General features: G+C 71.8%; 20 protein-coding genes. 14 read left to right on the top strand and 6 right to left on the bottom strand.

Annotation, left to right across the window (positions count from 1 at the left end; genetic code table 11):
* Nucleotides 1-67 precede the first annotated feature (67 nt).
* Complete coding sequence (locus VGC13_RS00130; RefSeq protein ID WP_331123151.1) at nt 68-1,291, top strand: MFS transporter; 1,224 nt, start codon at nt 68-70, stop codon at nt 1,289-1,291.
* 362 nt (nt 1,292-1,653) lie between these two features.
* On the opposite strand, the gene VGC13_RS00125 is transcribed toward VGC13_RS00130, so the two are convergent.
* The 3 genes from VGC13_RS00125 to VGC13_RS00115 all read right to left on the bottom strand — a co-directional run bounded on the left by VGC13_RS00125 (nt 1,654) and on the right by VGC13_RS00115 (nt 3,917).
* A complete protein-coding gene (locus VGC13_RS00125; RefSeq protein WP_331123150.1) occupies nt 1,654-2,292 on the bottom strand; it encodes an L-2-amino-thiazoline-4-carboxylic acid hydrolase in 639 nt (212 codons plus the stop codon).
* Between the two features lie 65 nt (nt 2,293-2,357).
* Complete coding sequence (gene nudC / locus VGC13_RS00120) at nt 2,358-3,191, bottom strand: NAD(+) diphosphatase (protein WP_331123149.1); 834 nt, start codon at nt 3,189-3,191, stop codon at nt 2,358-2,360.
* 174 nt (nt 3,192-3,365) lie between these two features.
* Complete coding sequence (locus VGC13_RS00115; RefSeq protein ID WP_331123148.1) at nt 3,366-3,917, bottom strand: DinB family protein; 552 nt, start codon at nt 3,915-3,917, stop codon at nt 3,366-3,368.
* 746 nt (nt 3,918-4,663) lie between these two features.
* Here VGC13_RS00115 and VGC13_RS00110 point away from each other — a divergent pair.
* The 11 genes from VGC13_RS00110 to VGC13_RS00060 all read left to right on the top strand — a co-directional run bounded on the left by VGC13_RS00110 (nt 4,664) and on the right by VGC13_RS00060 (nt 15,701).
* A complete protein-coding gene (locus VGC13_RS00110; protein ID WP_331123147.1) occupies nt 4,664-6,124 on the top strand; it encodes a GspE/PulE family protein in 1,461 nt (486 codons plus the stop codon).
* Between the two features lie 27 nt (nt 6,125-6,151).
* Nucleotides 6,152-6,928: a class I SAM-dependent methyltransferase gene (locus tag VGC13_RS00105; RefSeq protein ID WP_331123146.1), complete on the top strand. Its 777-nt coding sequence runs from the start codon at nt 6,152-6,154 to the stop codon at nt 6,926-6,928.
* Between the two features lies 1 nt (nt 6,929).
* Nucleotides 6,930-8,126: a type II secretion system F family protein gene (locus VGC13_RS00100; protein WP_331123145.1), complete on the top strand. Its 1,197-nt coding sequence runs from the start codon at nt 6,930-6,932 to the stop codon at nt 8,124-8,126.
* Entirely contained in the window at nt 8,123-8,527 is a 405-nt protein-coding gene (locus VGC13_RS00095) for a pilus assembly FimT family protein (RefSeq protein WP_331123144.1), read from the top strand. The genes VGC13_RS00100 and VGC13_RS00095 overlap by 4 nt, the downstream gene beginning before the upstream one ends.
* 188 nt (nt 8,528-8,715) lie before the next feature.
* Nucleotides 8,716-9,072: a hypothetical protein gene (locus VGC13_RS00090; protein ID WP_331123143.1), complete on the top strand. Its 357-nt coding sequence runs from the start codon at nt 8,716-8,718 to the stop codon at nt 9,070-9,072.
* Complete coding sequence (locus tag VGC13_RS00085; protein WP_331123142.1) at nt 9,069-9,635, top strand: prepilin-type N-terminal cleavage/methylation domain-containing protein; 567 nt, start codon at nt 9,069-9,071, stop codon at nt 9,633-9,635. The genes VGC13_RS00090 and VGC13_RS00085 overlap by 4 nt, the downstream gene beginning before the upstream one ends.
* Nucleotides 9,632-10,633: a hypothetical protein gene (locus VGC13_RS00080; RefSeq protein ID WP_331123141.1), complete on the top strand. Its 1,002-nt coding sequence runs from the start codon at nt 9,632-9,634 to the stop codon at nt 10,631-10,633. The genes VGC13_RS00085 and VGC13_RS00080 overlap by 4 nt, the downstream gene beginning before the upstream one ends.
* 1,078 nt (nt 10,634-11,711) lie before the next feature.
* Nucleotides 11,712-12,926: a hypothetical protein gene (locus tag VGC13_RS00075; RefSeq protein ID WP_331123140.1), complete on the top strand. Its 1,215-nt coding sequence runs from the start codon at nt 11,712-11,714 to the stop codon at nt 12,924-12,926.
* Complete coding sequence (gspM, locus tag VGC13_RS00070) at nt 12,923-13,597, top strand: type II secretion system protein GspM (protein ID WP_331123139.1); 675 nt, start codon at nt 12,923-12,925, stop codon at nt 13,595-13,597. The genes VGC13_RS00075 and gspM overlap by 4 nt, the downstream gene beginning before the upstream one ends.
* Nucleotides 13,598-13,608: 11 nt before the next feature.
* Complete coding sequence (locus tag VGC13_RS00065; protein WP_331123138.1) at nt 13,609-14,106, top strand: hypothetical protein; 498 nt, start codon at nt 13,609-13,611, stop codon at nt 14,104-14,106.
* The gene (locus tag VGC13_RS00060; RefSeq protein WP_331123137.1) at nt 14,097-15,701 is read left to right on the top strand and encodes a type II secretion system protein GspD; all 1,605 of its coding nucleotides are present in this window, start codon (nt 14,097-14,099) and stop codon (nt 15,699-15,701) included. The genes VGC13_RS00065 and VGC13_RS00060 overlap by 10 nt, the downstream gene beginning before the upstream one ends.
* A 134-nt stretch (nt 15,702-15,835) precedes the next feature.
* On the opposite strand, the gene VGC13_RS00055 is transcribed toward VGC13_RS00060, so the two are convergent.
* On the bottom strand, nt 15,836-17,218 hold the full coding sequence (locus tag VGC13_RS00055) for a M28 family metallopeptidase (RefSeq protein WP_331123136.1): 1,383 nt from the start codon (nt 17,216-17,218) through the stop codon (nt 15,836-15,838).
* Between the two features lie 177 nt (nt 17,219-17,395).
* On the opposite strand from VGC13_RS00055, the gene VGC13_RS00050 reads away from it, so the two are divergent.
* On the top strand, nt 17,396-18,313 hold the full coding sequence (locus VGC13_RS00050) for an NAD(P)/FAD-dependent oxidoreductase (RefSeq protein ID WP_331123135.1): 918 nt from the start codon (nt 17,396-17,398) through the stop codon (nt 18,311-18,313).
* A gap of 406 nt (nt 18,314-18,719) precedes the next feature.
* Here VGC13_RS00050 and VGC13_RS00045 read toward each other — a convergent pair whose 3' ends face one another.
* Both VGC13_RS00045 and VGC13_RS00040 read right to left on the bottom strand, forming a co-directional pair.
* On the bottom strand, nt 18,720-19,589 hold the full coding sequence (locus VGC13_RS00045) for a metallophosphoesterase family protein (RefSeq protein WP_331123134.1): 870 nt from the start codon (nt 19,587-19,589) through the stop codon (nt 18,720-18,722).
* A complete protein-coding gene (locus tag VGC13_RS00040) occupies nt 19,586-20,536 on the bottom strand; it encodes a nucleotidyltransferase family protein (RefSeq protein WP_331123133.1) in 951 nt (316 codons plus the stop codon). The genes VGC13_RS00045 and VGC13_RS00040 overlap by 4 nt, the downstream gene beginning before the upstream one ends.
* A gap of 108 nt (nt 20,537-20,644) precedes the next feature.
* On the opposite strand from VGC13_RS00040, the gene VGC13_RS00035 reads away from it, so the two are divergent.
* Nucleotides 20,645-21,295 (top strand): hypothetical protein, encoded by a 651-nt coding sequence (locus VGC13_RS00035; protein WP_331123132.1) that lies wholly within the window; start codon nt 20,645-20,647, stop codon nt 21,293-21,295.
* Nucleotides 21,296-21,804 lie beyond the last annotated feature (509 nt).

The raw sequence follows: 21,804 nt of genomic DNA, 5'->3' as shown, positions 1-21,804 counted from the left end.
GGCAAGCTGAAAACCTTGCAAGCTCAATCAGCCGCTGACTTCAGTTCCCTCTCTTGCGACGGACTCTGTGACCACGCCCCCTGCTCTCGACGCGCACCCGCACCGCTGGCGGGCGCTGGTGCTCATCGCCACGGCGGAGCTGCTGGGGATGGGGGTGTGGTTCAGCGCCAGCGCGGCGTCGCCGCGGCTGCAGGAGCTGTGGGGGCTCACGGCCTCGCAGACGGGATGGCTCACGGGGGTGGTGCAGCTGGGGTTCGTGGCGGGGACGGCGCTGGCGGCGGTACTCAACCTGGCGGACCTGCTCCCCAGCCGCTGGTACTTCGCCGCGAGCGCGGTGCTGGCGGCGGCGGCCAACGCGGCGCTGGTGATGGCGGATGGGTACGGCTCGGCGCTGGTGCTGCGCTTTCTGGCCGGCGTCTTTCTGGCGGGCGTGTATCCGCCGGCGATGAAGATGGTGGCGACGTGGTTCCGCTCCGCGCGCGGGCTGGCCATCGGCACGGTGGTGGGGGCGCTGACGGTGGGAAAGGCGACGCCGTACCTGCTGCGCGCATTTCCTTCGCTGGGGTGGCGCGAGGTGGTGCTGGCTGCGTCCGTGGGCGCGCTGGCCGCGGCGGTGCTGGTGGGCGCCGGCTACCGCGAGGGGCCGTTTCCGTTTGCGCGGCGTCCGTTCGCGTGGGGGCTCATCGGGCAGGTGGCGCGCGACAGGCCGGTGCGGCTGGCCGTCTACGGCTACCTGGGCCACATGTGGGAGCTGTACGCCGCGTGGACGTTCATCAGCCTGTTCTTCGTGGACTTCTTTGCCGGGCACGGCGCGTCGGAGGTGGCGGCGGAGGCGCGGGCGGGCGTGGTGGGATTCGCGACCATCGCGGCGGGCGGCGTGGGCTCGGTGCTGGCGGGACGGTGGGCGGACCGGCTGGGCCGCGAGCGCATAACCATCTGGGCGATGGCCGCCAGCGGATTGTGCGCATTGCTGATGGGCTGGCTGCTGCGGGCGCCGGCGTGGCTGGCGGTGGCCGTCGCGCTGGTGTGGGGATTCTCGGTGGTGGCGGACAGCGCGCAGTTCAGCGCGCTGGTTACGGAACTGGCCCCGGAGCACGCGGTGGGCACGGCGCTCACGCTGCAGACGGCGATCGGCTTTCTGCTCACCACCGTCTCCATCGCCGCGGTGCCGCACCTGCGCGACGCGGGCGGCTGGCCGCTGGCGTTCGGCCTGCTGGCCGTCGGCCCCGCGCTCGGCATCGCGGCCATGCGGCGGCTGGAATCCCTGCGCTCACCTCCTGCGGCCGGGTGAATCGATCGTCATCATCATGATCTCATACTGAATCAGAGAAACACCTGTCATTCTGAGGGAGCGCCCACCCCGGGGATGCGGAAATACGCGGAGCCAGTGGGCGCGACCGAAGAATCTCTCTCCCCTCGCGCGGAGCCCTGTCCCGGGCATCGCCCGGGAACACAGCGTGACGGAAAGATCCTGCCGCTTCGGATAAAGATTCTTCGGTCGGCGCCACGCTCCGGGGCATACGGAGAGCACTGCGCGGCGCCTCCCTCAGAATGACCGGTTTGGCGGATGTGGGATCATCATCATCTCGCGTCGATGGCGCATCACGCGGTGAGGTCAGCGGGGGTGAGCGGTGTATCCTGATTGAGTTGCGGCTACTGGAGAGGGGTGGGGAGCGTCGGCAGGCTGCGTGGGTTAGGCAGAAAGCGGAAGTCGCACGCGGGGTGGCCTTCGGCGATGGTCTGCGTGCGCCGCAGCGTGACGCCCCACTGGGCCGCCATGTGGTAGTCCAGGCTGCACGCGGCGTGGCGCGTAAGCTCGGGGGTGCCCTGCGCGGCAAAGTATTCGGCGAGCGGGCAGCGGGTCACGTCGAACGCCACCTCGCCCTTTGCCCGGTGGACGACGCGGCGGAAGGGTGCGGTGAACACGGTTGCGAACAGCAGGTCGATTACCCACTGGACGCGCGTGCGCAGATCGCGGCTGCGCAGGCGCGACAGGGAAAAGCTGAGCGCGGTGGACGGGCCCAGGAGCGCCCAGTTGATCTCCGAGATCATCCGCCCGGCCTCGTCGCGACCGGCGCCGGACTCCAGGAGTGCGCCGTAGAGCGCGCGGTCCCACTCGAACAGGCGCAGCAGCAGGTTGACGCCGAGAGAGTGGCGCGGCCGCGTCTTCCGCAGCTCCCTCTGCAGCGCAACGGTCCTCGCCCATACGCGTTCCACGGCGTCACTCGAAAGCGCCGGCGCGAGGATGGGCAGGGCGGATCGGCGAAACACCATCCCGGTCACGTCCGGCATCACGTGCGTCTCTCTGCGTGAGAATGGTTTGGACGGAGCCGGGAATTCCGACTGCGGGCGCCGCGTCAGGAGGAGGTTCGCAGGGTGGACGGGTCGCCGCCGTGCTTGCGGGCGAAGTGGTCGATGAGGGCGCGGGCCAGGCTGATGGGCGGCGGCACGACCGGGATCTCGTCTACGGCGTACCACGCCGCCTCCTCGATCTCGGCCGGGTCCGGCGCCAACTCGCCGCCGGCGTGGTCGGCGGTAAAGGCGACCATCAGCGAACTGGGAAAGGGCCACGGCTGGCTGCCGAAGTAGCGCACGTTGGCGATGTCGATCCCCACCTCTTCGCGCACCTCGCGCACCGCCGTCTCTTCCAGCGACTCGCCGGGATCCACGAAGCCGGCGAGGGTACTGAACATCCCCGGCGCAAAGTGCGGCGAGCGGGCCAGGAGGATGCGGTCGCCGCGGGTGACCGACACCAGCACGGCGGGACTCAGCCGCGGAAAGTGCAGCGATCCGCACTCCGAACACCGGCGCGCCAGCGGCTCGCCGCACGCCTCGGTGCGCCCGCCGCACCGCCCGCAGAAGCGGTGCGCGCGCTCCCACTCCACGATCTCGGACGCGCGCCCGGCCATCCGGAACTCGTCCGGGGTCAGCACGCGGAACGAGGCGCGCAGCGGCATCCACTCGCATCCCGGCGGCGTGGGCGCATCCGCCTGCCCCACGCCCACCGCCACGCACCGCACGCCGCCCAGCTCGCCCACGTCCAGCCACGGCGCATCGTCATCCATCTCCATCTGCCGGACGATGGGGATGCGGGCGCTCTCCTCCTCCATAGCGACCAGGATCTCGTTGCCGCGAAACGCGAAGCAGAGGGCGTTCGCGCTGGGTGGACCAGGCGGATGGGGATGCGTCATCGTTCTCCGGGCGCGGGGTGCATCCGGAACGATAACGCGGCGCGGCGGTCGCTGTCATCCGCCTCGCGCTGCATCACGGAAAAAGATTTCTCACGCAGAGGCCGCAGAGGCCACAGAGGAAACATCTCTGCTCCCTCTGCTGCTTCTGCGTGATTTCCGGCATCACCGGGAACGTCAGCCGCCGGAGAGCGATTCCCAGGCGCGCTCGGCCTGCTGCAGGTGGCGGTGCTGGTGCGCGGGAAGGATGGTGAACGCGGAGTACACGTTGTACTTCATCGCCGGCCCGAACGGGGAGACGATTTTCAGCCTGCCCAGCGGAAGGCCGTCGCCCTGCCGCACCAGCGCCATCTGCTCGTCCTGCAGGCGGTCGAACTCGGCGACCAGCTCCGCGGCGGGCGCGGCGGCGGTGGGGACGAAGGAGGCGCTGGTCTTTACCTTGATCTTCGTCTGGGGGCGCACGGCGCGCCACACCAGCCAGCCCAGCAGGTCGCGCCGGTAGCGGGCCGGCGCCGTGCCGTCCGCGCGCGCGCCGGCCAGCGCCTGGCGCAGCGGGCCGACGTACGCGTGCGAGGTCAGGTTAAGGTGCGCCACGCACTCCGCCACGGACCAGCTTCCCTCCGCCGGCCGCTGCGCCCAGCGCTCCACGGGCACGGTGGCCGCCAAGCGGTGCAGCCGCTCGCGCGCGCTGGCGAACTCATCGATCAACGCCTGCAACTGCGGGTTCATCGGGCCTCCCTGGTCAGGTGAACGCACACGCTACGCACTGCAACCTGCGCCGCCGCCGCCCCGCACGCCATCGGAGAAGCACCGGACGCGGGCGTAATGGATTTCCCCACGCGCGGGACTGGCGCCAGTGTTCCTGAATCCCGTGAGAGCGGCGTCATACCGGGATGAGGACTGTCATTCCGAGGCCCGGCCATGCTGTCTCCAGATGAATGCACTGCAGGTTGCAGGGCCGAGGAATCTACTTTCGGCCTGCTCGAAGGCGGACGCGGCAGCCCGCGCCACGGCCGCGGCGGCGAAACAGCCAGACAGGGCCAGGCCGGGGCGTTGCGACAGATTACGAGGAAACGGAAAGTAGATTCCTCGGTCGCGCACCGGGTCCTGTGGTAAGGTACGGTGCCGTGCGTGCGCTCCCTCGGAATGACAGATTTGGTGTACGGGGACGCTCGTCGCGCGCGCCCCGCTTCCGCGGAGCGATACCGTTCCCTGCCCGCATCCGGCGCTCCGCCCCCGCATTCCGTGCACCCGTCCCCGCGCGGTTGAACGGGCCGGGGCACGCGGTTACATTCAGGCCGCTTCCCGTACCCTTCCGCATCCGCATTCCCTGCGATCCGTTGCGCCGCGGGCTGGTGGCCGCCACGAGCGAATCTCGCAGGATCGATCCACGTGAAGTCCATCCGACGGAGCGGGAACGCCGCCGCTCCGCAGCCGTCACGATCGTCCGGCGCCCGTGCATTACTGACCTGCCGATGTCGTCCACCGAAGTGCCGCTCGCGGAAGGGATCACGCGCGAGTTCCTGCTGCACCACCGCCTGTGCCCCCGCGACGTGGCCCCGGACGGCACCCTGCTGGTGCTGGCCGCCGAAGGCGCGCTGCTGGACGCGGTGGACGACCTTGCCTACGCCTACGGCCGCACGGTGCACCTGGAGCACGCGACGGCGGCGGAGGTGGAGCGGCTGATCGAGCGGCTGAGCACCCGCGCCGACCGCCTGATCGAGCTGGCGCAGGTGCACGGCGACGACGACCTGGCCACGGACGTCCGCGACCTGGCCAACCAGCCGCCCGTCATCCGCTACGTAAACCTGCTCGTCCGCGACGCCTACGACGCGGGCGCCAGCGACATCCACCTGGAGGCGGAGCGCAGCGGGCTCACGGCGCGCTTTCGCCTGGACGGCGTGCTGGCGCCCGCGCCCGAGGCCCCGGCCGAGCTGCACCACGCGGTAGTCAGCCGCATCAAGCTGCTGGCGGAGCTCGACATCTCCGAGCGCCGCCGCCCGCAGGACGGCCGCATCCGCGTGCGCCTGGAAAGCCGCGAGCTGGACCTGCGCGTGAGCACCGTGCCGACGATGTTCGGCGAGAGCGTGGTGCTGCGCCTGCTGGACCGCGGCGGCCGCCCGGTGCAGCTGCGGGAGCTGGGGATGCCGTCCGGCGTGCTGGCGGGGATGGAGGCGCTGGCGAAGAAGCCGCACGGGATGGTGCTGGTGACGGGGCCCACCGGCTCCGGCAAGACGACGACGCTCTACGCGGCGCTGGGGCTGCGCAACACGGCGGCGGAAAAGATCATCACCGTCGAGGATCCCGTGGAGTACCAGCTTCCCGGGGTCACGCAGGTGCCGGTGCACCGGCAGGCGGGGGTCAGCTTTGGCGATGCGCTGCGCAGCATCCTTCGCCAGGACCCGGACGTGATCATGGTGGGCGAGATGCGCGACGCCGAGACGGCGGAGATCGCCGTGCAGGCCGCCATGACGGGCCACCTGGTGTTTAGCACGCTGCACACCAACGACGCGGTGGGCGCGCTGCCGCGGCTGCTCGATCTCGGCATCCCCGACTACCTGGCCGCGGCCACGGTGGACGGCATCCTGGCCCAGCGGCTGGTGCGCCGCGTCTGCGACGCCTGCCGCGAGGTGTACGATCCGCCCCGCGACGCCGTGCGCAAGCTGGCGGGTGACGATTCGCTCCCCGACGTCTTTCTGCGCGGCGCGGGATGCCCGGCGTGCCGGGGGACGGGGTACCGCGGGCGGACGGGGATCTACGAGCTGCTGGCGATGGACGACGCGCTGCGCGAGGGGATCGTCCGCCGCGCGTCGCGTCCGGAGCTGCGCGAGGCGGCGCGGCGCAGCGGGATGGTCCCCCTGCGCACGGACGCGTGGCACAGAGTAAAGGACGGAGTCACCACGGTGGAGGAGGTGCTGCGTGTGGTCCAGGACTGAGGCGTCACGGACGCGGGAGATGGGTCGTTGAGCGAGCTCCCGGCGCACGTACGCGCGGCGCGCTGGCTGATGGCGCGCTCGCAGCCCGTCTTTCACCTGGAGCTGGCGCGGCGGCGGGTGGTTTCGCGGCTGTCGCGCGGCTCGGCGGTCGAACGCTACCTGCGGACGGCCAAGCCGCGCGCGCTGCAGCTGGGCGCGGGGCACAACCTGCTCCCCGGGTGGCTGAACACGGACGTGCAGGTGTTTCGCCGCGGCCAGGTGGAGTTCCTGGACGCCACCCGGCCGTTTCCCCTGCCGGACGCGTCGTTCGACTACGTCTACAGCGAGCACCAGATCGAGCACATTCCCCTGGAGGCGGGAGAGCACATGCTGCGGGAGTGCTTTCGCGTGCTGCGCCCCGGCGGCGTGGTGCGCATCGCCACGCCGGACCTGCAGCGGATGGCCGCGCTGGCGGCGCCGGAGCTGGACGACGAGCGGCGGCACTACGTGGCCTATATCAGCACCCTGCTGGGGCTGCCGGAGCCGGACCCCGCCCGCGTGGTCAACAGCATGTTCCGCGAGTTCGGGCCTGACGAGGCCACGGGGCACCACTTCATCTACTCGTACGATGCCCTGGCGCAGCGGCTGCGCGCGGCGGGGTTCACCGGCGTACGGCGGTGCGAGCTGGGGGAAAGCGAGCACGCGGCGCTGCGCGGGATCGAGCGCCACCAGGAGGTGGTGGGCGACGTGCGGGCGGTGCGCTACGAGTCGCTGATCGTGGAGGCCACGCGCCCGGAATCCGCCGCGAAGCCGAACCGCGCGTGACGTGAGCGCGGGAACCCCGCAGTTCAGCTATCGCGCGGCGCACCAGAGCGGGCTGCTGGAAACGGGCACCGTGCGCGCCGAGAGCGCCGAGGCCGCCCGCGAGCTGCTGTTCTCGCGCGGGCTGTTTCCGCTGGAGGTGCGGCTGGAGCGCGGGCGCGAGGCGGGGCGGCCGCGCATGTCCACCCCCGACATGGCGCTGGGGCTGCGGGTGATGAGCACGCTGCTGGAGTCCGGCCTTCCCGTGGCCCGCGCCCTTGCGGCCATGGACGACCTGGTTCCGCCCGCGTGGAAGCCGGCGCTTCCCGCGCTGCGCGAGTCGGTGCGGCAGGGAAACAGCCTGGGCGCCGCGCTTGCCGCCGCGCCGGTGGGCTTTCCGCCGCTGGTGGTCGGGCTGGTGCAGGCGGGAGAGGCGGGGAGCGGGCTGGCGGCGGCCGTGGCGCGCGCGGCGGAGCTGATGGAAAGCGCGGCGGAGACGCGGCGGGCGGTGCGCGCGGCGCTGGCGTATCCGCTGATCCTGGCGGTGGCGGGCACGGGCTCGCTGGTGCTGCTCGTGGGATTCGTGCTGCCGCGCTTCGCGACGGTGCTGGAGGGCCTGGGGCAGGCGCTGCCGCCCACCGCGCGGATGGTGTTGGGCGCGGCGGAGCTGGCGCGCGCGGCGTTCCTGCCGGGGCTGTTCACGCTGCTGGTGGCGGTGGCGCTCTGGAAGGTGTGGACGGGCACGGAGGAGGGGCGCGCCCGCTGGCACGCGTTCCTGCTGGGCGTGCCTCTGGTGGGGTCCATCCGCCGCGCGGGCGCCGTGGGCCGCTTCTGCGCGGCGCTGGGCGCGCTGCTGGAGAGCGGCGTCCCCATCGCCCCCGCGCTGTCGCATGCCACGCGGGCCACGGGGGACGCGGCGCTGACGGGGCGCATCCTTGCCGCGCGCGAGCAGGTGGTGGCGGGCCACGCCATCGCCACCTCGCTCGAGGCGCAGGACGCCGCCACGCCCACGGCCGTGCGGCTGATCCGCACGGGCGAGGAGACGGGCCGGCTTGCACCCATGCTGTCCCATGCGTCGCGCATCGAAAGCGCCCGCGCCGAGCAGACCGTGCGGTCGCTGGTCCGCATCATGGAGCCGGCGATGATCCTGCTGTTCGGCGGCGTGGTGGCGCTGGTGGCGGCGGCGCTGCTGCAGGCGGTGTACAGCGTGAGGCCGATGTGAGGGAGTGCGTGAGTGCGGAAGTGCGTGAGTGCGGGAGTGAAAAGCTTCCGTTTCCGCGGGAGTGTCTCCGAATTCGCGGACGTTGCTCCCGCACTCACGCACTCACGCACTCACGCACTGGTTTCACGCTCGTCGAGCTGATGGTGGTGCTGGTGATCCTGGGCATCATGGCCGGCGTGGCGGGGCTGGCGGCGCGGTCGCTGGAGCGCACGGATCCCGCGGCGGAGCGCGCGGGGACCATCGCGGACGCGCGGCGGCGGGCGCTGCAGACGCGCCGCCCGGTGACGCTGTCGGTGCGAATGGGAGGCGACAGCGTGGGCCGTCTGGTGGCGTTCCCCGACGGCAGCGTGCGCGGCGACAGTGCGCTGGGGCTGGACGTGCTCACCGGGAGGCCGAGGTGAAGTGCGGGAGTGCGGAAGTGCGTGAGTGCGGAAGTCGGCGACTTGCCGTGTTGCGGCGTTTGCGAGGGACGTGGAGCGGGAGCCGGGTCGTAGCCCTGAGCTTTCGTGGACGCGCACTCCCGCACTCACGCACTCACGCACTTTCGCACTGCCGTTCCGGCGCCGTCCTGCTGGAAGCCATCATCGCGGTGGTGATCCTGGCCATCGCCGGGACCGCGGCGGTCACGCTGGTAAGCCAGAGCACGGACGCGGTGCGGCGCGCGCGCATCGCGGACGTGGAGATGCGCGAGGCGAACGCGTTCTTCCAGGCGGTGGCGCTGTGGACGCGCGACGACCTGGACCGCCGGCTGGGCGAGCGGCCGCAGGGCGCGTGGAAGCTGCTCATCCAGCGCCCCACGCCCACGCTGTACGAGGTGGTGCTGACGGACAGTGCGGTGACGCGCGAGCTGCTGCGCACCACGCTCTACCGCCCGGAGCCGCCGGAGCCGGAGCTGCCGCCCATCCCCGAGCCGCCGTCCGGCCAGCCGCCCGCGGAGGCGCCGTGAGCGCGCGGCTGGCGCATCCGGCGCGCACCCGCGGCGCCGCCGGCTTTACGCTGGTGGAGGTGATGGTGGCCCTGGTGGTGATGGGCGTGGTGCTGGTGGGTGCGCGGGCGATGCTGGGGCAGGTGGCGGACGATGCGGACCGCATCACCGCGGCGGCGGAGCAGGCGGACCGCGAGGCCAACGCGGACGCGCTGCTGCGGTCCATCGCCGGGCGGCTCGAGATCTCGGCGGACCCGCAGCGCGAGGTGCGGTTCGAGGGCGAGCCGCAGGGTGCGCGCTTCCACTCGTGGTGCGAGGTGCCGGACGGCTGGCTGGAGCGGTGCCAGGCGTCGCTGGGCATCATCGACCTGGAGGGCGCCAAGGCCCTGGCGCTGCGGCTTTCCACGGGCGAGATGATCCCGGTCCGCCGCGGCTTCCAAAGTGGCGAGATACTCTACCTGCGCGACGCGGCGGAGGGCGGAAGCTGGGTGACGTCGTGGGGTGCCAGCATCACCGCGCCCATCGCGTTCGGCGTGGTGGTGGACGGGGATACCACCATCATCCGCATCGGAGAGCGCGGATGACGCCGCGGGGAGGAACCGCCGGGAGGCCGGACGATACGCGGAATCCATCCCGCTATTCCCTATTCCCTGTTCCCTATTCCCTAAACGACGGCTTCGCCCTGATCTCCGTCCTCTGGATCCTCGTCGGCCTCTCCGCCCTGGGCCTGGCGGCGAACCTGGCGGCGCGCGAGGCGGTGGCGTCGGCGCGCAACCGGGCGGACCTGAGCGTGGCGGCGTGGCGGGCGGAGGCGTGCCTGGAGCGCGCGCGGGCGGCCATCACCGACGCGCTGATCGCGGCCCGCAACGAGCCGGGGGCCGCGGTGTGGGGGCGGATGGACCGCGCGGTGGCGGAGTCCCCGGCGCTGGCGGGGATGGACTGCACCGTCCACCTGCGCGCCGCGGGTGCCGCGCTGGACGTGAACGCGGCGGATGACGAGACGCTGCGGCGCCTGTTCGTGGCGCTGGGGCGCTCGGCCGCGGGGGCGGACTCGCTGGCGGACGCGCTGGCCGACTGGCGCGACGCGGACGACGCGGCGCGGCCGTTTGGCGCGGAGGCGGAGTGGTATCGCGCGCGGCATCTTCCGCTCCCGCGCAACGGGCCGTTCGCGGACGCGCGGGAGGTGCCGCGGGTGCGCGGGATGGATGCGCTGCCGGGGATCGACACGATCCTTTCCGCGGAGCCGGGGCGGGTGCCGCTGACGCACGCGGGCGCCGCGGTGCTGGCCTCGCTCCCTGGGCTGGGGCCGGAGGCGGCGGCGCGGATGGGGGAGATGCGGCTGCGGGGGGACCGGGTGGCGGACCTGGCGGCGTTCGTCGGCTCGCTCTCTCCCACCGCGCGCGAGCAGGCGTTGCGGCGCTTTCCGGAGCTGGTAGGCGCGGTGGTCACGGAGCCGGAGGCGTGGATCGTCACCGCGCGCGGCGCGGTGGGCGTGCCGCCGGCGATCAGCGTGCTGGAAGTGCGGCTGGTGCGTGCCGGCGACCGCGCCGCCATCGTCCGCCGCCGGACATGGACGGAATGAGGAAACCTTCTGTTCGACGGCCGGTCGAAGCGGCTGTGCGGCAGCGTCGGGACCGGTAGAGGGATCGTAGCGCGGCAGGATCTCATGAGAATTTTTTTGAGGGATCCACGGTGCCGGCCGGAGCCTCACCGGCGCCAGCTTCCCGGACCCCCTGCCGCGCGTCTTTTGCCGCACTTTGCGCACGCCCCGGCAGCTGAGGCGACACTGGGGTGTGCGCCTCGCCATTCGAGTTGCAGCGCGTGTGGGAAGGCGCGGTAAAGACGCGCGGCAGGTGGAGGTTGGGCCGGGTGCGGCGCAGGTGGCCGATCCCCGTGGCTGCCGAGAGTCCGATAGAGGGTTGTTGCCGACCCCTGGAGCCACAAGCGAAACATTGACTTCCTGAGGGAGCGCCCGCACGAAACCGTAAGCCACCCCACCGCTTGCGCGCGACCGAAGGACCTCGCTTGCCCCACTGCGGGGCCGGCTTCACGATGCAGCGCCAGCCCCGCGGTCGTGCCGGCGAGATCCTTCCGTCGGCGCTTCGGATTGTGGTGGTCGGCAGGATCTGCGCGGCGCATTCGGTGATCGAAACGTTATAGGCACGCACCCCAATCTGTCATTCCGAGGGAGCGCCGCGCGGAGCCGTCCTCCACGCCAGACCCGGTGCGCGACCGAGGAATCTACTTTCCGTTTCCTCGTGGCCTGCCGCCACGCCCCGGACTGGCCCTGACTGGCGGTTGCGCCGCCGCGGCGATGGCGCGGGCTGCCGCGTCTGGCCTCGCGCGGGCCGACGGTAGATTCCTCGGCCCTGCAACCTGCGGCGCGAGCGTATGGGGACAGCGTGGCCGGGCCTCGGGAATGACAGCGCTGTTCCATTCGTACAGGGCTTGGAGCGTTGCTGTACTCAGGAAGCCACCTGGTGGAGGCGCGGGTTGTGGAATGGCGAAGCCCGTGGTCGGGTGGATGGCGGGATAGGTGTGCCTCAAAAAAATTCTCATACACACCGCGTGGGCTGCACTCCACGGCATTTCTGCTGATTCAGTGGTGACATCGCACGTTTGATCGTCCACGTGGGACGTACAGGAGTTCTCGAGAGGGTATGGCTGTTTCGCTGGGGATTGCCGTGGGCGCGGACCGCATCCGCGCCGTGGCGCTGAAGGCCGGGCGCATCGTCGCCGCGACGGAGGCAGAGGTGGGCCCCGGAGACTCGCTCTCCGCGGCCATCGCCGAGCTGCTCGCCACCGCGCCGCTGCCGCGCTTTCCCCGCCCGAAGGTCGTCGTCGCCCTCGGGCCCTCGCTGGCGCAGACGCGGCGCATCGCGGGCCTGCCGCCGCTGGAAGACGGCAAGCTGCTGGCCCAGATGGTCCGCGAGGGGAGCGGAAAGTTCTTCCTGCGCAACGGCGTTCCCCTCGCCACCACCGGCGTGCGCATCGTCGCGCCGGGGACGGTGTGGGCCGCCGCGCTGGATGAGCGCGCCGTGCGTGCCGTGGAAACCGGGTGCCGCTCCGCCGGCGTGCGCGTGGACCGCTTCGTCCCGGCCGTAGCCGTGCTGGGGCGCGCCCTGGTGGACACGCACCTGATGTGGCCCGACGGCGGCTCCGTGGCCGAGGTGCGCCTGCAGGGCGGCGAGCTGGAGTCCGTCCGCCGCATCGCCGCCGCGCAGGCGCCGGCCGGCGCCCCGCCCGAGGCAGTCCCCGCGCTGGCGCGGCTGGGCGAGCACGGCTGGCGCTTCGCCGACGCGTACGGCGCCGCGTCGCTCCCCGATTACGAGCCGATGGTGCTGCGCGCCACCGGCGCCGGCGCGGACGACGTTCCCCGCTGGCGGATGGCGCTGGCCGGCGGCGCGCTGGCCGCGTCCCTCCTCTTTGCCGCCGTCGCCCCCGCGATCAAGGCCATGCGCGCCGAAGACGCCGCCGCCGGCCGCATCGCCGCCGTGCAGGACCGGCGCCGCGCCGCGTCGGACACGGAGCGCGAGCTGGAGCGGGTGACGCAGGCGCTGGCCGAGGCCGCCGCCTTCGACGCGGACCGCTACTCGCCCACGCTGCTGCTGGCCGACCTGACCGCCGCGCTGCCCCAGGGGAGCGCCGTGGTCGCCTTTACCGCCGACACCGCCAACGGCAGCGTGGTGGCGCTGGCTCCGCGGGCCGCGGCCGTCGTCCAGCCGCTGGAAAAGGTGCCCGGCATCGTCGCGCCGGAGATCGTGGGGCCGGTGACGCGCGAGGCGCTGGCCGGGCGCGACCTGGAGCGCGTCACCATCCGCTTCGGCATCGACGCGGAGCGCCGCGCCCGGCCGCGCACGGAGGCGGCGCCGTGATCGGCCAGGTCTCCGACCGCGACCGGCGCACGCTGGCGATCGGCGCGATTGTCATCCTCCTCCTGGTCCTCTTTAGCCGCGGCCTCCCCGCGTGGCGCCGCTGGGACGCGGGCACCCGCGCATCCGCCGAAAAGATGGCCACGGAGGCCGCGCGCGCCGAGCAGATCGTGCGCCTGCTTCCCGCCGCGCTGGACTCGCTGGAGGCGCGGAAGGCGCGCTTCATCACCCTGGGCTCCGGGGTGCTGGAGGGCGGGTCCACCGCCGCGTCCGGGGCCGCGCTGGCGTCGCTGGTCAGCGGGGCGGCGGCGCGCGCGGGGGTGCAGATCGGCTCGGTGCAGGTGCGGCCCGACACCGCGTCCGCCGGCACCTTCATGCGCATCTCCGTCCGCGCGGACGGCACCGGCGACCTCCCCGCCATCACCCGCCTGCTGGCGATGCTGGAGGGCGCGCCGGAGCTGCTGGCGGTGCGCGCCCTCTCCATCACCCAGCCCGCCCCCGGCGGCCCCGCCGAGCAGCCCGAGGCGCTGCGCCTGGAGATCTCCGTCGAGGGGCTCGCCCTGGCGAAGGCGGATGCGGTGCCGCGCGATTCCGCTTCGGCGGATGGCGGAGCGGAGATGGAGCCGGACTCGGTGGAGATGTTCGTCGATTCGCTGGCGGAGGCGGCGCCGTGAAGGGGCGGCGGATGGAGATGATCCTGTGGATCCTGGCCCTTCTCGCCCTGGTCCTCGGCATCTCCCGCTGGCGGCGCGCGGAGCCGGAGGTGCAGGCGCCGCCCAGCGCGCTCACCGCCACGCCCGCGGAGCCGCGGCGCGTTCCGCGGGACCGGCTGGAGGCGGCGGCGCAGTCGGTAGCGGGCGGCAACCCGTTTCGGCTGGACCGCGTTCCCGCGCCGCTGGGCTTCAACCAGCCCGGGGCGGGGATGATGCCCGGGATGCCGGGGATGATGCCGCCGCCGTACGAGCCGCCCCCGCCGCCGCGCCCGCAGCTGTTCGTGTCCGGCATCATCGGCCCGCCCTGGCAGGCCATGCTCGAGGGGGTGCCGGGGCGCGAGGGCGCCGTGGTCGTAAAGCGCGGCGACGTGCTGGGCGACCTGCGCATCCGCGAGATCACGCAGACCGTCGTCGTGGTGGCGTCGCCCGACACCACCTGGAGGCTTCCCGTACGCAGGCCATGGCAGTGACACACATCGTCCGAGTCCTCCTCCTCGCCCTGCTCTGTCTCGCCGCTCCGCCGCTGCGCGCGCAGCCGCTGGTGTCCGAGGGCGCGCAGGGGGTGAACGTGAACCTGGTGGAGGTGGAGCTGCGCGCGGCCGTGCAGGCGCTCAGCCAGTACCTGGACCGCCCGGTGATGTTCGGCTCCATCGGCAACCAGCGCGTCACCTTCACCAGCCCGCGCCCCGTCCCCCGCGCCGACATTCCCGGCCTGCTGCGGACGCTGCTGGCGGGGCAGGGGTACGTGATGGAGGAGGGCCAGAGCGGGAGCTACGAGATCCGCGCCACCGGCGCGCAGCCGGGCGGCCAGGGGCAGGTGCCGCCGCCGTATCCGGGACCGCGGGAGGGCGGGGGCACGTCGCTGGCCAGCGCCAACGGGATGGAATTGTTCGTCATCCGCCTGCGCCACGCGCGCACCGCGGACGTGGCGGCCACCGTGAACGCGCTCTACGGCCGCGGCGGCGCCCTGGGCGAGATCGGCGCGCGGCGGGGGACGCTGAACGATCAGCTGAACCAGAACCGCGTGGCCCCGTACGGCGAGCAGGGGCCGGTGGCCACCGCCGCGGCCCCCTCGGGCGACCTGCAGGGCAACGTGGTCATCGTCCCCGACAGCCGCACCAACAGCCTGCTGGTGCGCGCCAGCGCGGCGGACTTCGCGCTGATCCGCGCGGCGGTGGAACAGGTGGACGTGCGTCCGCTGCAGGTGATGATCCAGGCCACCGTGGCGTACGTGCGCCGCGACTTTACCCTGGGATACGGCATCCAGGCCACCGTGGGCGACGTGGCGGTCAATGGCTCCGACAACACCACCGTGGGCGGCTCCACGGTGAGCGGCGGGCTGGGCGACCTGGTGGTCCGCGCGCTGAATCTGGGCGGCATCGACCTGGACCTGGTGCTGCGCGCGGGCGAGTCGCGCAGCAACGTGGTCATCATGGACCGCCCGCTGCTGCTGGCCGCCAACAACGAAGAGGCCGAGATCGTGGTGGGCGAGCAGCGCCCGTTCGTGCAGGTGCAGCGCTCCACCGACGGCGGCGTGCTGGACGAGGTGGTGCAGTACAAGGACGTGGGGACGTCGCTGCGCGTGCTTCCCACCATCAGCGCCGACGGCTACGTGCAGCTGGCGGTGACGCAGGAGGTGAACAGCGCCACCGACGCCGAGGCCGGCGGCGGCATCAACGCGCCGGTGATCAGCACGCGCGCCATCCAGACGCAGCTGCTGGTGCGCGACGGGCACACCGCCGTTCTGGGCGGGCTGGCGGGGACGCAGCGCGACCGCACCAGCGGCGGCATCCCCTTCCTTTCCAACCTCCCGCTGATCGGCGGCGTGTTCGGCCGCAGGCAGTGGCGCAACAACGACTTCGAGCTGTTCGTCTTCATCACCCCGCACGTCATCTACAGCGACGACGACCTGGACGACGCCGCCACCGACGTGCGCCGCAACCGTCCCGCCATCCGCCGCGCCACCGACCGCCTGCGCCCCATGGTGGGCGGCGACGTCCCGGACGATGCGGCATCCGACGTCCCTGCTCCGGACTCGGTCCCTCAGCCCGTACCGCAGCCCTGATACCGAAATCGGGGAAAACAACACCTTGGGGTACAGAGGAACAGAGTCAGACAGAGGAAGCGAGATGATATTTCAGATCGCTTCCTCTGTCTGACTCTGTTCCTCTGTACGATTGTTCTTTTCCAGGATTCTTCCTACCGTCCCGGCGCGGGGAAGACGACGAGGCTCTCGTTGCCCTCCCGGTCCACCGCCGCCACGCCGAAGAAGTAGTTGTCGATGATCACGCCCTCCAGCGTGGCCTCGGTGACGTTCCCCACCCAGCGCGAGTAGTCCCACGTGGGCGAGGTGGCCTGGCGCCAGTAGAGGCGGTAGCCGGCCAGGTCCGGCGCGTTCACCGCCTGCCACCGCAGCGTGGTGTTGGCGGATACCGCGCCGCGGATGGTGACCGAGTCCGGCGCCGCGGGGGCCCACGCCAGCGACGCCATCGCCGCCGCGTTCAGCGCCGTGATGCGGCCGGTGTAGCGGTAGTCCACCGCGTCCGGCACGTCGCCGTAGTGGATTCCGTTCTCCACGCGCAGGTCCTGGTGCTGGCGCGTGTAGTCCTCGTACATCTCCGTCAGCCGGATGGCCGGGTAGCCGGCCAGGAAGAACGGCGTCTGGTCGCCGCCGCGGCCAAAGCGGTCCAGCCGGTAGATGATCTGCGCGTCCAGGTCGGGCACGTAGCGGTCGGCCGTGCGGTCCACGTAGCGCGCCAGCTGCCGGCTGGGCACGTCCAGCTCGCCGCCGCTGTACAGGTAGCGGCGGATGTCCGCCGCCGGCGCCTCGGGGGGGATTCCCGGCGCGAAGATGCGCATCGTCGTGTTCCCCGCCTGTCCGCCGATCCCCCGCGTGTTGCCGATGATGTCGTTGTTCAGCACGCCCGCGATACGCCAGCCGTTCTGCTGCGCGTGGCGCGTCAGGATCGCTCCCCCGTTCAGCCCCTGCTCCTCGCCCGCCAGCGCCGCGTAGACCAGCGTGGCGTCGAAGCGGTGCTTCGACAGCACCCGCGCCGCCTCGATGGCGGCGGAGGTGCCCGAGGCGTCGTCGTTGGCGCCCGGCGCGTCGCTGGTGGCGTCCATCGCGTCCGTCACCCGCGAGTCGTAGTGGCCCTGGATGATCACGTAGCGCCCCGGGTCCGTCTGCCCGCGCTGGATGGCCACCACGTTCACCACCCGCGTGTCCACGGGAATGCGCGACTGCGGGTTTCCGGGAACCACGTCGCCCACGTACATCACCTCCAGGCACCCGCCGCACTCGCGCGAGATCCGCTGGAACTCGGCGAAGATCCACCGCCGCGCCGCGCCGATGCCGCGCGTGGGCGAAACCGTGTCGCTCAGCGTGTGCCGCGTGCCGAAGCCGGCCAGCCGCCGCACGTCGCTCTCGATGCGCGCGGGGTCCACCGCGCGCACGATCTCGTGGATGCGCGGGTTCTCGCCGCCGGGGCCCGCGCCGGCGGCGGCCGGTGCCTGGGCCTGGAGCGCCGCCGCGGCAAGGAGTGCCGGCAGGGCGGGGAACAGCAGCGTCGACAGTCGGACCACGGGCAAGGCCTCCGCAGGGGGTGATGCGCGGCCCCGGTGCGCGGGGCCGTCCGTTGATTCGGAACCGGGATACAGAATACGGTTTGCGGACTGCACGGCAAATCGCGGGCGAGGGGCGCGGCGCTTGCACTTCGCCGCGGCCTCGTGATTCGTGGATCTACGCAGCGTGGAGGGTGAATGACCGACGGCGGCAAGTACGACGTGGTGGTGATCGGCGGGGGGCCGGCGGGGCTGTCGGGGGCGCTGTGGCTGGCGCGCTACCGGCGCACGGTGCGCGTGTTCGACGCGGAGGACCCCCGCAACGCCGCCACCTGGGCCGTGCACGGATATCCCGGGCTCCCCGAGATCTCGCCGCAGGAGCTGCGCGAGACGCTGCGGATGCAGGCAAAGGACGCCGGCGCGGAGTACGAGGCCGCCGTCGTCCTCTCGGTCGAGGGACGGGAGGACGACTTCCGGGTGACGCTGGAGGACGGGCGGGTGTTCGGGGCGCGGCGGCTGCTGCTGGCCACGGGGCTCAAGGACATCGTCCCCGAGATCCCGGGGCTGGAGCAGTTCTACGGCACCAGCATCTGGCACTGCCCGGACTGCGACGGCCCCAGCGTGCGCGACTGCAAGGTGGGGGTGATCGGGTGGGGGCGGCAGATCGCCGCGTACTGCATGTACATGCTCACCTTCACCGAAAAGATCACCGTGCTCACCCACGGCCATCCGCCGGACATGGAGCAGAAGGCCCGCGACGCGCTGCAGCGGTGGAACATCCCGGTGCGCGAGGACGTGATCGACTGCCTGGAGGGCGAGGGCGGCCGGCTGCGGCGCGCCGTCTTTCACGACGGCGGCACCGAGGACTTCGACGCCATGTTCTTTCACATCGCCAGCGGCCCCGGCGCCTCGTTCGCGGCCGACATCGGGTGCGATGCGGACGAGGACGGCATCCTGGAGATCGACAAGGACCACCTGACCACCGTCCCCGGCGTGTACGCGGCCGGCGACATCGTTCCCGGCTCGCGCCTGGCCATCCGCGCCGCGGCCGAGGGCGTGCGCGCCGCCGTCGGCATTCACAAGAGCCTGATCGGCGAAGACCGGCGGCTGCGGTAGGGTGAAGGGGTGAAAAGGGTGAAAGGGTGAAAGGGTGAAGGGGTGAAGGGGTGAAGGGGTGAAGGGGTGGGGCGGGTGGGGGGCGCACGGGCTAAAAGCACGAGCGGCTAAAGCCGCACGCTAGAAATGCCATAAGCCCCGCCCTGGGCTCGCGGAGCTCGCCCGGCGGGGCTTCACCTGCTCGTGCGGTCAGGGTCCGAGCTACGTGGAGAGGTCGTTGGGTGCGAGCGGTTGAAGCCCGGTTCGGCGAGTGCAACGAGCCGAGACCGGGCTCGTGGCCCTTTCAGCCGCGGGTTTCAACCAGCGGCGGCCCGGGACCCGCCCAAACGCGAAGGGGCGGCCCCTCACCCAGGGGCCGCCCCACTTTCGCACTCACGCACTCACGCACTCACGCACTTCTTCTTCCCTACCGCGCCGCCGTCTCGGGCGTCTCCACCCCGGGCTCCGGCTCCGATTCCGCGCCAGGGGAGTCGGCGGGGATGGGGATCTCGTGCACGTAGAACAGCTCGGCGCCGGTGTCTTCGCGAACCCGCACCATCGACACGTTGAACACCGGCACGCCGGCCGGCGTCTTGCCCGAGAAGGTGCCATGGTGCGCGTGGCCGTGAAAGACCACCGCCGCGTTGAAGCGGTCGATGGGCTCCAGCAGGCGGTCGTTGCCCAGAAACGGAAAGATCTGCTCCGGCTCGCCCATCACCGTCTCCATGATGGGCGCGTAGTGCAGCAGCACCACGCGGATGGGCGTCGAAAGCCGGCGCAGCGAGTACTCCAGCTTCTGCACCTCTTCCAGCGTGGTGTTCACGAACGCCTTGGTCTCTCCCTCGCCAAACGCGGTCAGCGTGTAGCGGCCAAACCCGCCCATGAAGCCCTTGACCCCCGCGAAGCCCACGTGCTCGTTCAGCTCGAACGGCGCCTCGTCCAGCAGGTGCACGCCGCGGGTGCGCAGGGCCTCGTTCACCTTTTCCGGCTGGCCGCTCTCGTGGTCGTGGTTCCCCAGCACCGCCAGGATGGGGATGCGCACGTCCTGCAGCTCGCGGAGCACCACGTCGATCTCCGCCGGCGTGCCGCGCCGCGTAAGGTCGCCCGCCAGCAGCAGCACGTCGGCCTGGTCGTTGACCTTCGCGAACTGGTCGCGGTACAGGCCGCCGTCCTTTTCGCCGCAGTGAAAGTCGCCCACCGCCGCCACGCGCACCACGCGCCCGGCCCGGTCCTCCCTGCGCCGCCCGAACGCCACCGGCTCGTCCCGCGGCCCGCCGCCGTTCCGTCCGTCCGTCATTCCTCGGTATCCAGGGTCTCGGGAACGCCGGAGGGGTCGTCCTCGTGGTCCGCCCGCTCGTCCCACACGTCGGCCGACTCCAGCTTCAGGATCTCCGGGTGGGCCTTCATGGCCCGGATCTTCTCGTCGCGCAGGTCGTGGAACCCCCACTCGTTCACGTCGATGGCGAACGAGAAGCGCGAGATCAGCGTGCCGCGCGTAAGGTCGTGGTCGTCGCCCTCGGCCGAGTGCTGCTGCGCCGACTGGCCCGCGCGGCCCAGCAGCTCCTGCAGCACCCACTGCGGCACCTGGTCGCGGTAGCCCGGATACACGTAGCGAAACATCAGCAGCTGCGACAGCAGCAGCGGCCAGTTCTCGCCCGTCTTGGCCAGCAGCCGCTTCCAATCCATCAGGTGGCCCACGCACAGGATCAGGTGGGCCACGTCGGCCATGTCGTGGCGGTGGCGCTCGTGGATGAACAGCCGGTGCCAGATCAGCTCCTCGGGCGGCGCCACGCGCACCTGCGTGGCCGCCAGGATGGCCGGGCTGCTGTGGCGGAACCAGTCCTCGTCGATCAGCGCCAGGCCGTTCCCCATCCCGTAGATGATGTCGATGAAGTGGTCGCGGTTGTCGCGGCTGATGGCCTTGCCGATCCAGTGCGACTGCTCCAGCCGGGTGAGGAACCCCGCCTCGCGCAGCACCGTCATGGCCTGGACCACCGCCTCGGGCGTCAGGAACAGGTCCAGGTCCTTGGTCTGCCGGATGATGCCCGTGTGCTCGTAGATGGCGTACGCCCCCGCCACCACGCACGGCACGCCCGCCTCGTTCAGCGCGTTCAGGGCGCGCTTGTACAGCTGGCGCTCGTCCTCCGGAATCCAGAACTCGCTGTGCGTCACCGACTTGCGCTCCTCCTTGCTGAGGTTGCGCATGGTCGGGAAATCGAAGACCGCCGGCTCGGCTTTGGACATCGCTGGGATTCCACAGGTGAAAGCGCGTTGCGGCCCGGCAAAAGCAACAATCGGACCCGCCCCGCGCACGCGTTGACCCGCGGGCCGCCCCGTGCCTACCTTGGGGGGATGATCAACGACCTCAAGAACCTGTTCTCCAGCGCGTGGGACGCCTTTTTGGCGGAGCTGGGCCGGCGTGATCCCGAGGACCACGTGGCCGGCCTGCTTTCGGGCATGCGCCGTGAGATGGTGGACGCCCGCGCATCCCTTCCTCTGTACGAAGACGCCGTCCGCGCCGCCGACGCCGAGCTGGCGCGCGAGCGCAAGGCGCTGGAAGACGCCGTGCGCCGCGGCGGCCTGGCCGAGCGCATCAACGACGCCGAGACGGTGCGCATCGCCGCCGAGTTCGCCGAGCGGCACCGCAGGCGCGTGGCCGTGCTCGAGGACAAGGCCCGCGCCGCCCGCGCCGAGCACGAGCTGCGCGCGCAGGAGGTGCAGGACATGATGCGGCGCTACAAGGAGGCCGACGCCAACCGCTTCGCCCTGCTCAACGAGATTCGCCGCGCGCAGAGCGGCCAGCGGCTGGACGGCATGGCCAACGCGCGCGCGTTCGACGACTTCGGCCGCGCCGCGGAGAAGATCGAGACCGACGTCGCCTACAGCGAGGCGCTCGACGAGCTCTCGGACCTGGACCGCCCCCCGCCGCCCCCGCCCTCCAACCGCGAGGCGGAGGTGGACGCGCGGCTTGCGGAGATGAAGCGGCGGATGGGGCTGGGGTGAGGTAGGGGAGGGATCGGGGCGCTTCGGCGGGCACGCCCCCTCCGCTCGCTTAGGCTCGCACCTCCCCCAAGTTTGGGGGAGGTTGGGGTTGCCGCTCGTTACGTGGTTCGACGAACGGCATCGAACTGGCGCCCGACGGGCCCCCTCTCCCCCGGCCCCTCTCCCCCGCTGCGCGGGAGAAAGGGGAGAATTCATCCCGCTCCGACAGGCTTTCGGCGCGAGCTTCAACGCGAGAAAGACCGTCATTACGAGGCGTCGTGCATTCCGCGCGCCGGCCGCCGGGCGAATGAATTCGCGGCTGGGAAAACGCGATGTCCGCCTTCGCGGACGAGTGCATCGCGATCTGCTCAGCAGGTGCAGCCCCACGTGCTGGCCGCCGGGCGAATGAATTCGCGGTTGGGAAAACGCGAAGTCCGCCTTCGCGGACGGGTGCAGCGCGATCTGTGCTCAGCAGGTGCATTCCGCGCGCCGGCCGCCGGGCGAATGAATTCGCGGCTGGGAAAACGCGA

It is taken from the genome of Longimicrobium sp. (assembly GCF_036399255.1).
Classification (GTDB): domain Bacteria; phylum Gemmatimonadota; class Gemmatimonadetes; order Longimicrobiales; family Longimicrobiaceae; genus Longimicrobium.
This window is presented reverse-complemented; position numbering and strand designations above follow the sequence as displayed.

What these genes read in the sequence shown, in the direction of transcription:
- nudC (WP_331123149.1), bottom strand. Translation starts at nt 3,191, where the DNA reads ATGACGCATCCCCATCCGCCTGGTCCACCCAGCGCGAACGCCCTCTGC.
- VGC13_RS00065 (WP_331123138.1), top strand. Translation starts at nt 13,609, where the DNA reads ATGGAGATGATCCTGTGGATCCTGGCCCTTCTCGCCCTGGTCCTCGGC.
- VGC13_RS00075 (WP_331123140.1), top strand. Translation starts at nt 11,712, where the DNA reads ATGGCTGTTTCGCTGGGGATTGCCGTGGGCGCGGACCGCATCCGCGCC.
- VGC13_RS00045 (WP_331123134.1), bottom strand. Translation starts at nt 19,589, where the DNA reads ATGACGGACGGACGGAACGGCGGCGGGCCGCGGGACGAGCCGGTGGCG.
- VGC13_RS00060 (WP_331123137.1), top strand. Translation starts at nt 14,097, where the DNA reads ATGGCAGTGACACACATCGTCCGAGTCCTCCTCCTCGCCCTGCTCTGT.
- VGC13_RS00040 (WP_331123133.1), bottom strand. Translation starts at nt 20,536, where the DNA reads ATGTCCAAAGCCGAGCCGGCGGTCTTCGATTTCCCGACCATGCGCAAC.
- VGC13_RS00125 (WP_331123150.1), bottom strand. Translation starts at nt 2,292, where the DNA reads ATGCCGGACGTGACCGGGATGGTGTTTCGCCGATCCGCCCTGCCCATC.
- VGC13_RS00050 (WP_331123135.1), top strand. Translation starts at nt 17,396, where the DNA reads ATGACCGACGGCGGCAAGTACGACGTGGTGGTGATCGGCGGGGGGCCG.
- VGC13_RS00110 (WP_331123147.1), top strand. Translation starts at nt 4,664, where the DNA reads ATGTCGTCCACCGAAGTGCCGCTCGCGGAAGGGATCACGCGCGAGTTC.
- VGC13_RS00080 (WP_331123141.1), top strand. Translation starts at nt 9,632, where the DNA reads ATGACGCCGCGGGGAGGAACCGCCGGGAGGCCGGACGATACGCGGAAT.
- VGC13_RS00035 (WP_331123132.1), top strand. Translation starts at nt 20,645, where the DNA reads ATGATCAACGACCTCAAGAACCTGTTCTCCAGCGCGTGGGACGCCTTT.
- VGC13_RS00115 (WP_331123148.1), bottom strand. Translation starts at nt 3,917, where the DNA reads ATGAACCCGCAGTTGCAGGCGTTGATCGATGAGTTCGCCAGCGCGCGC.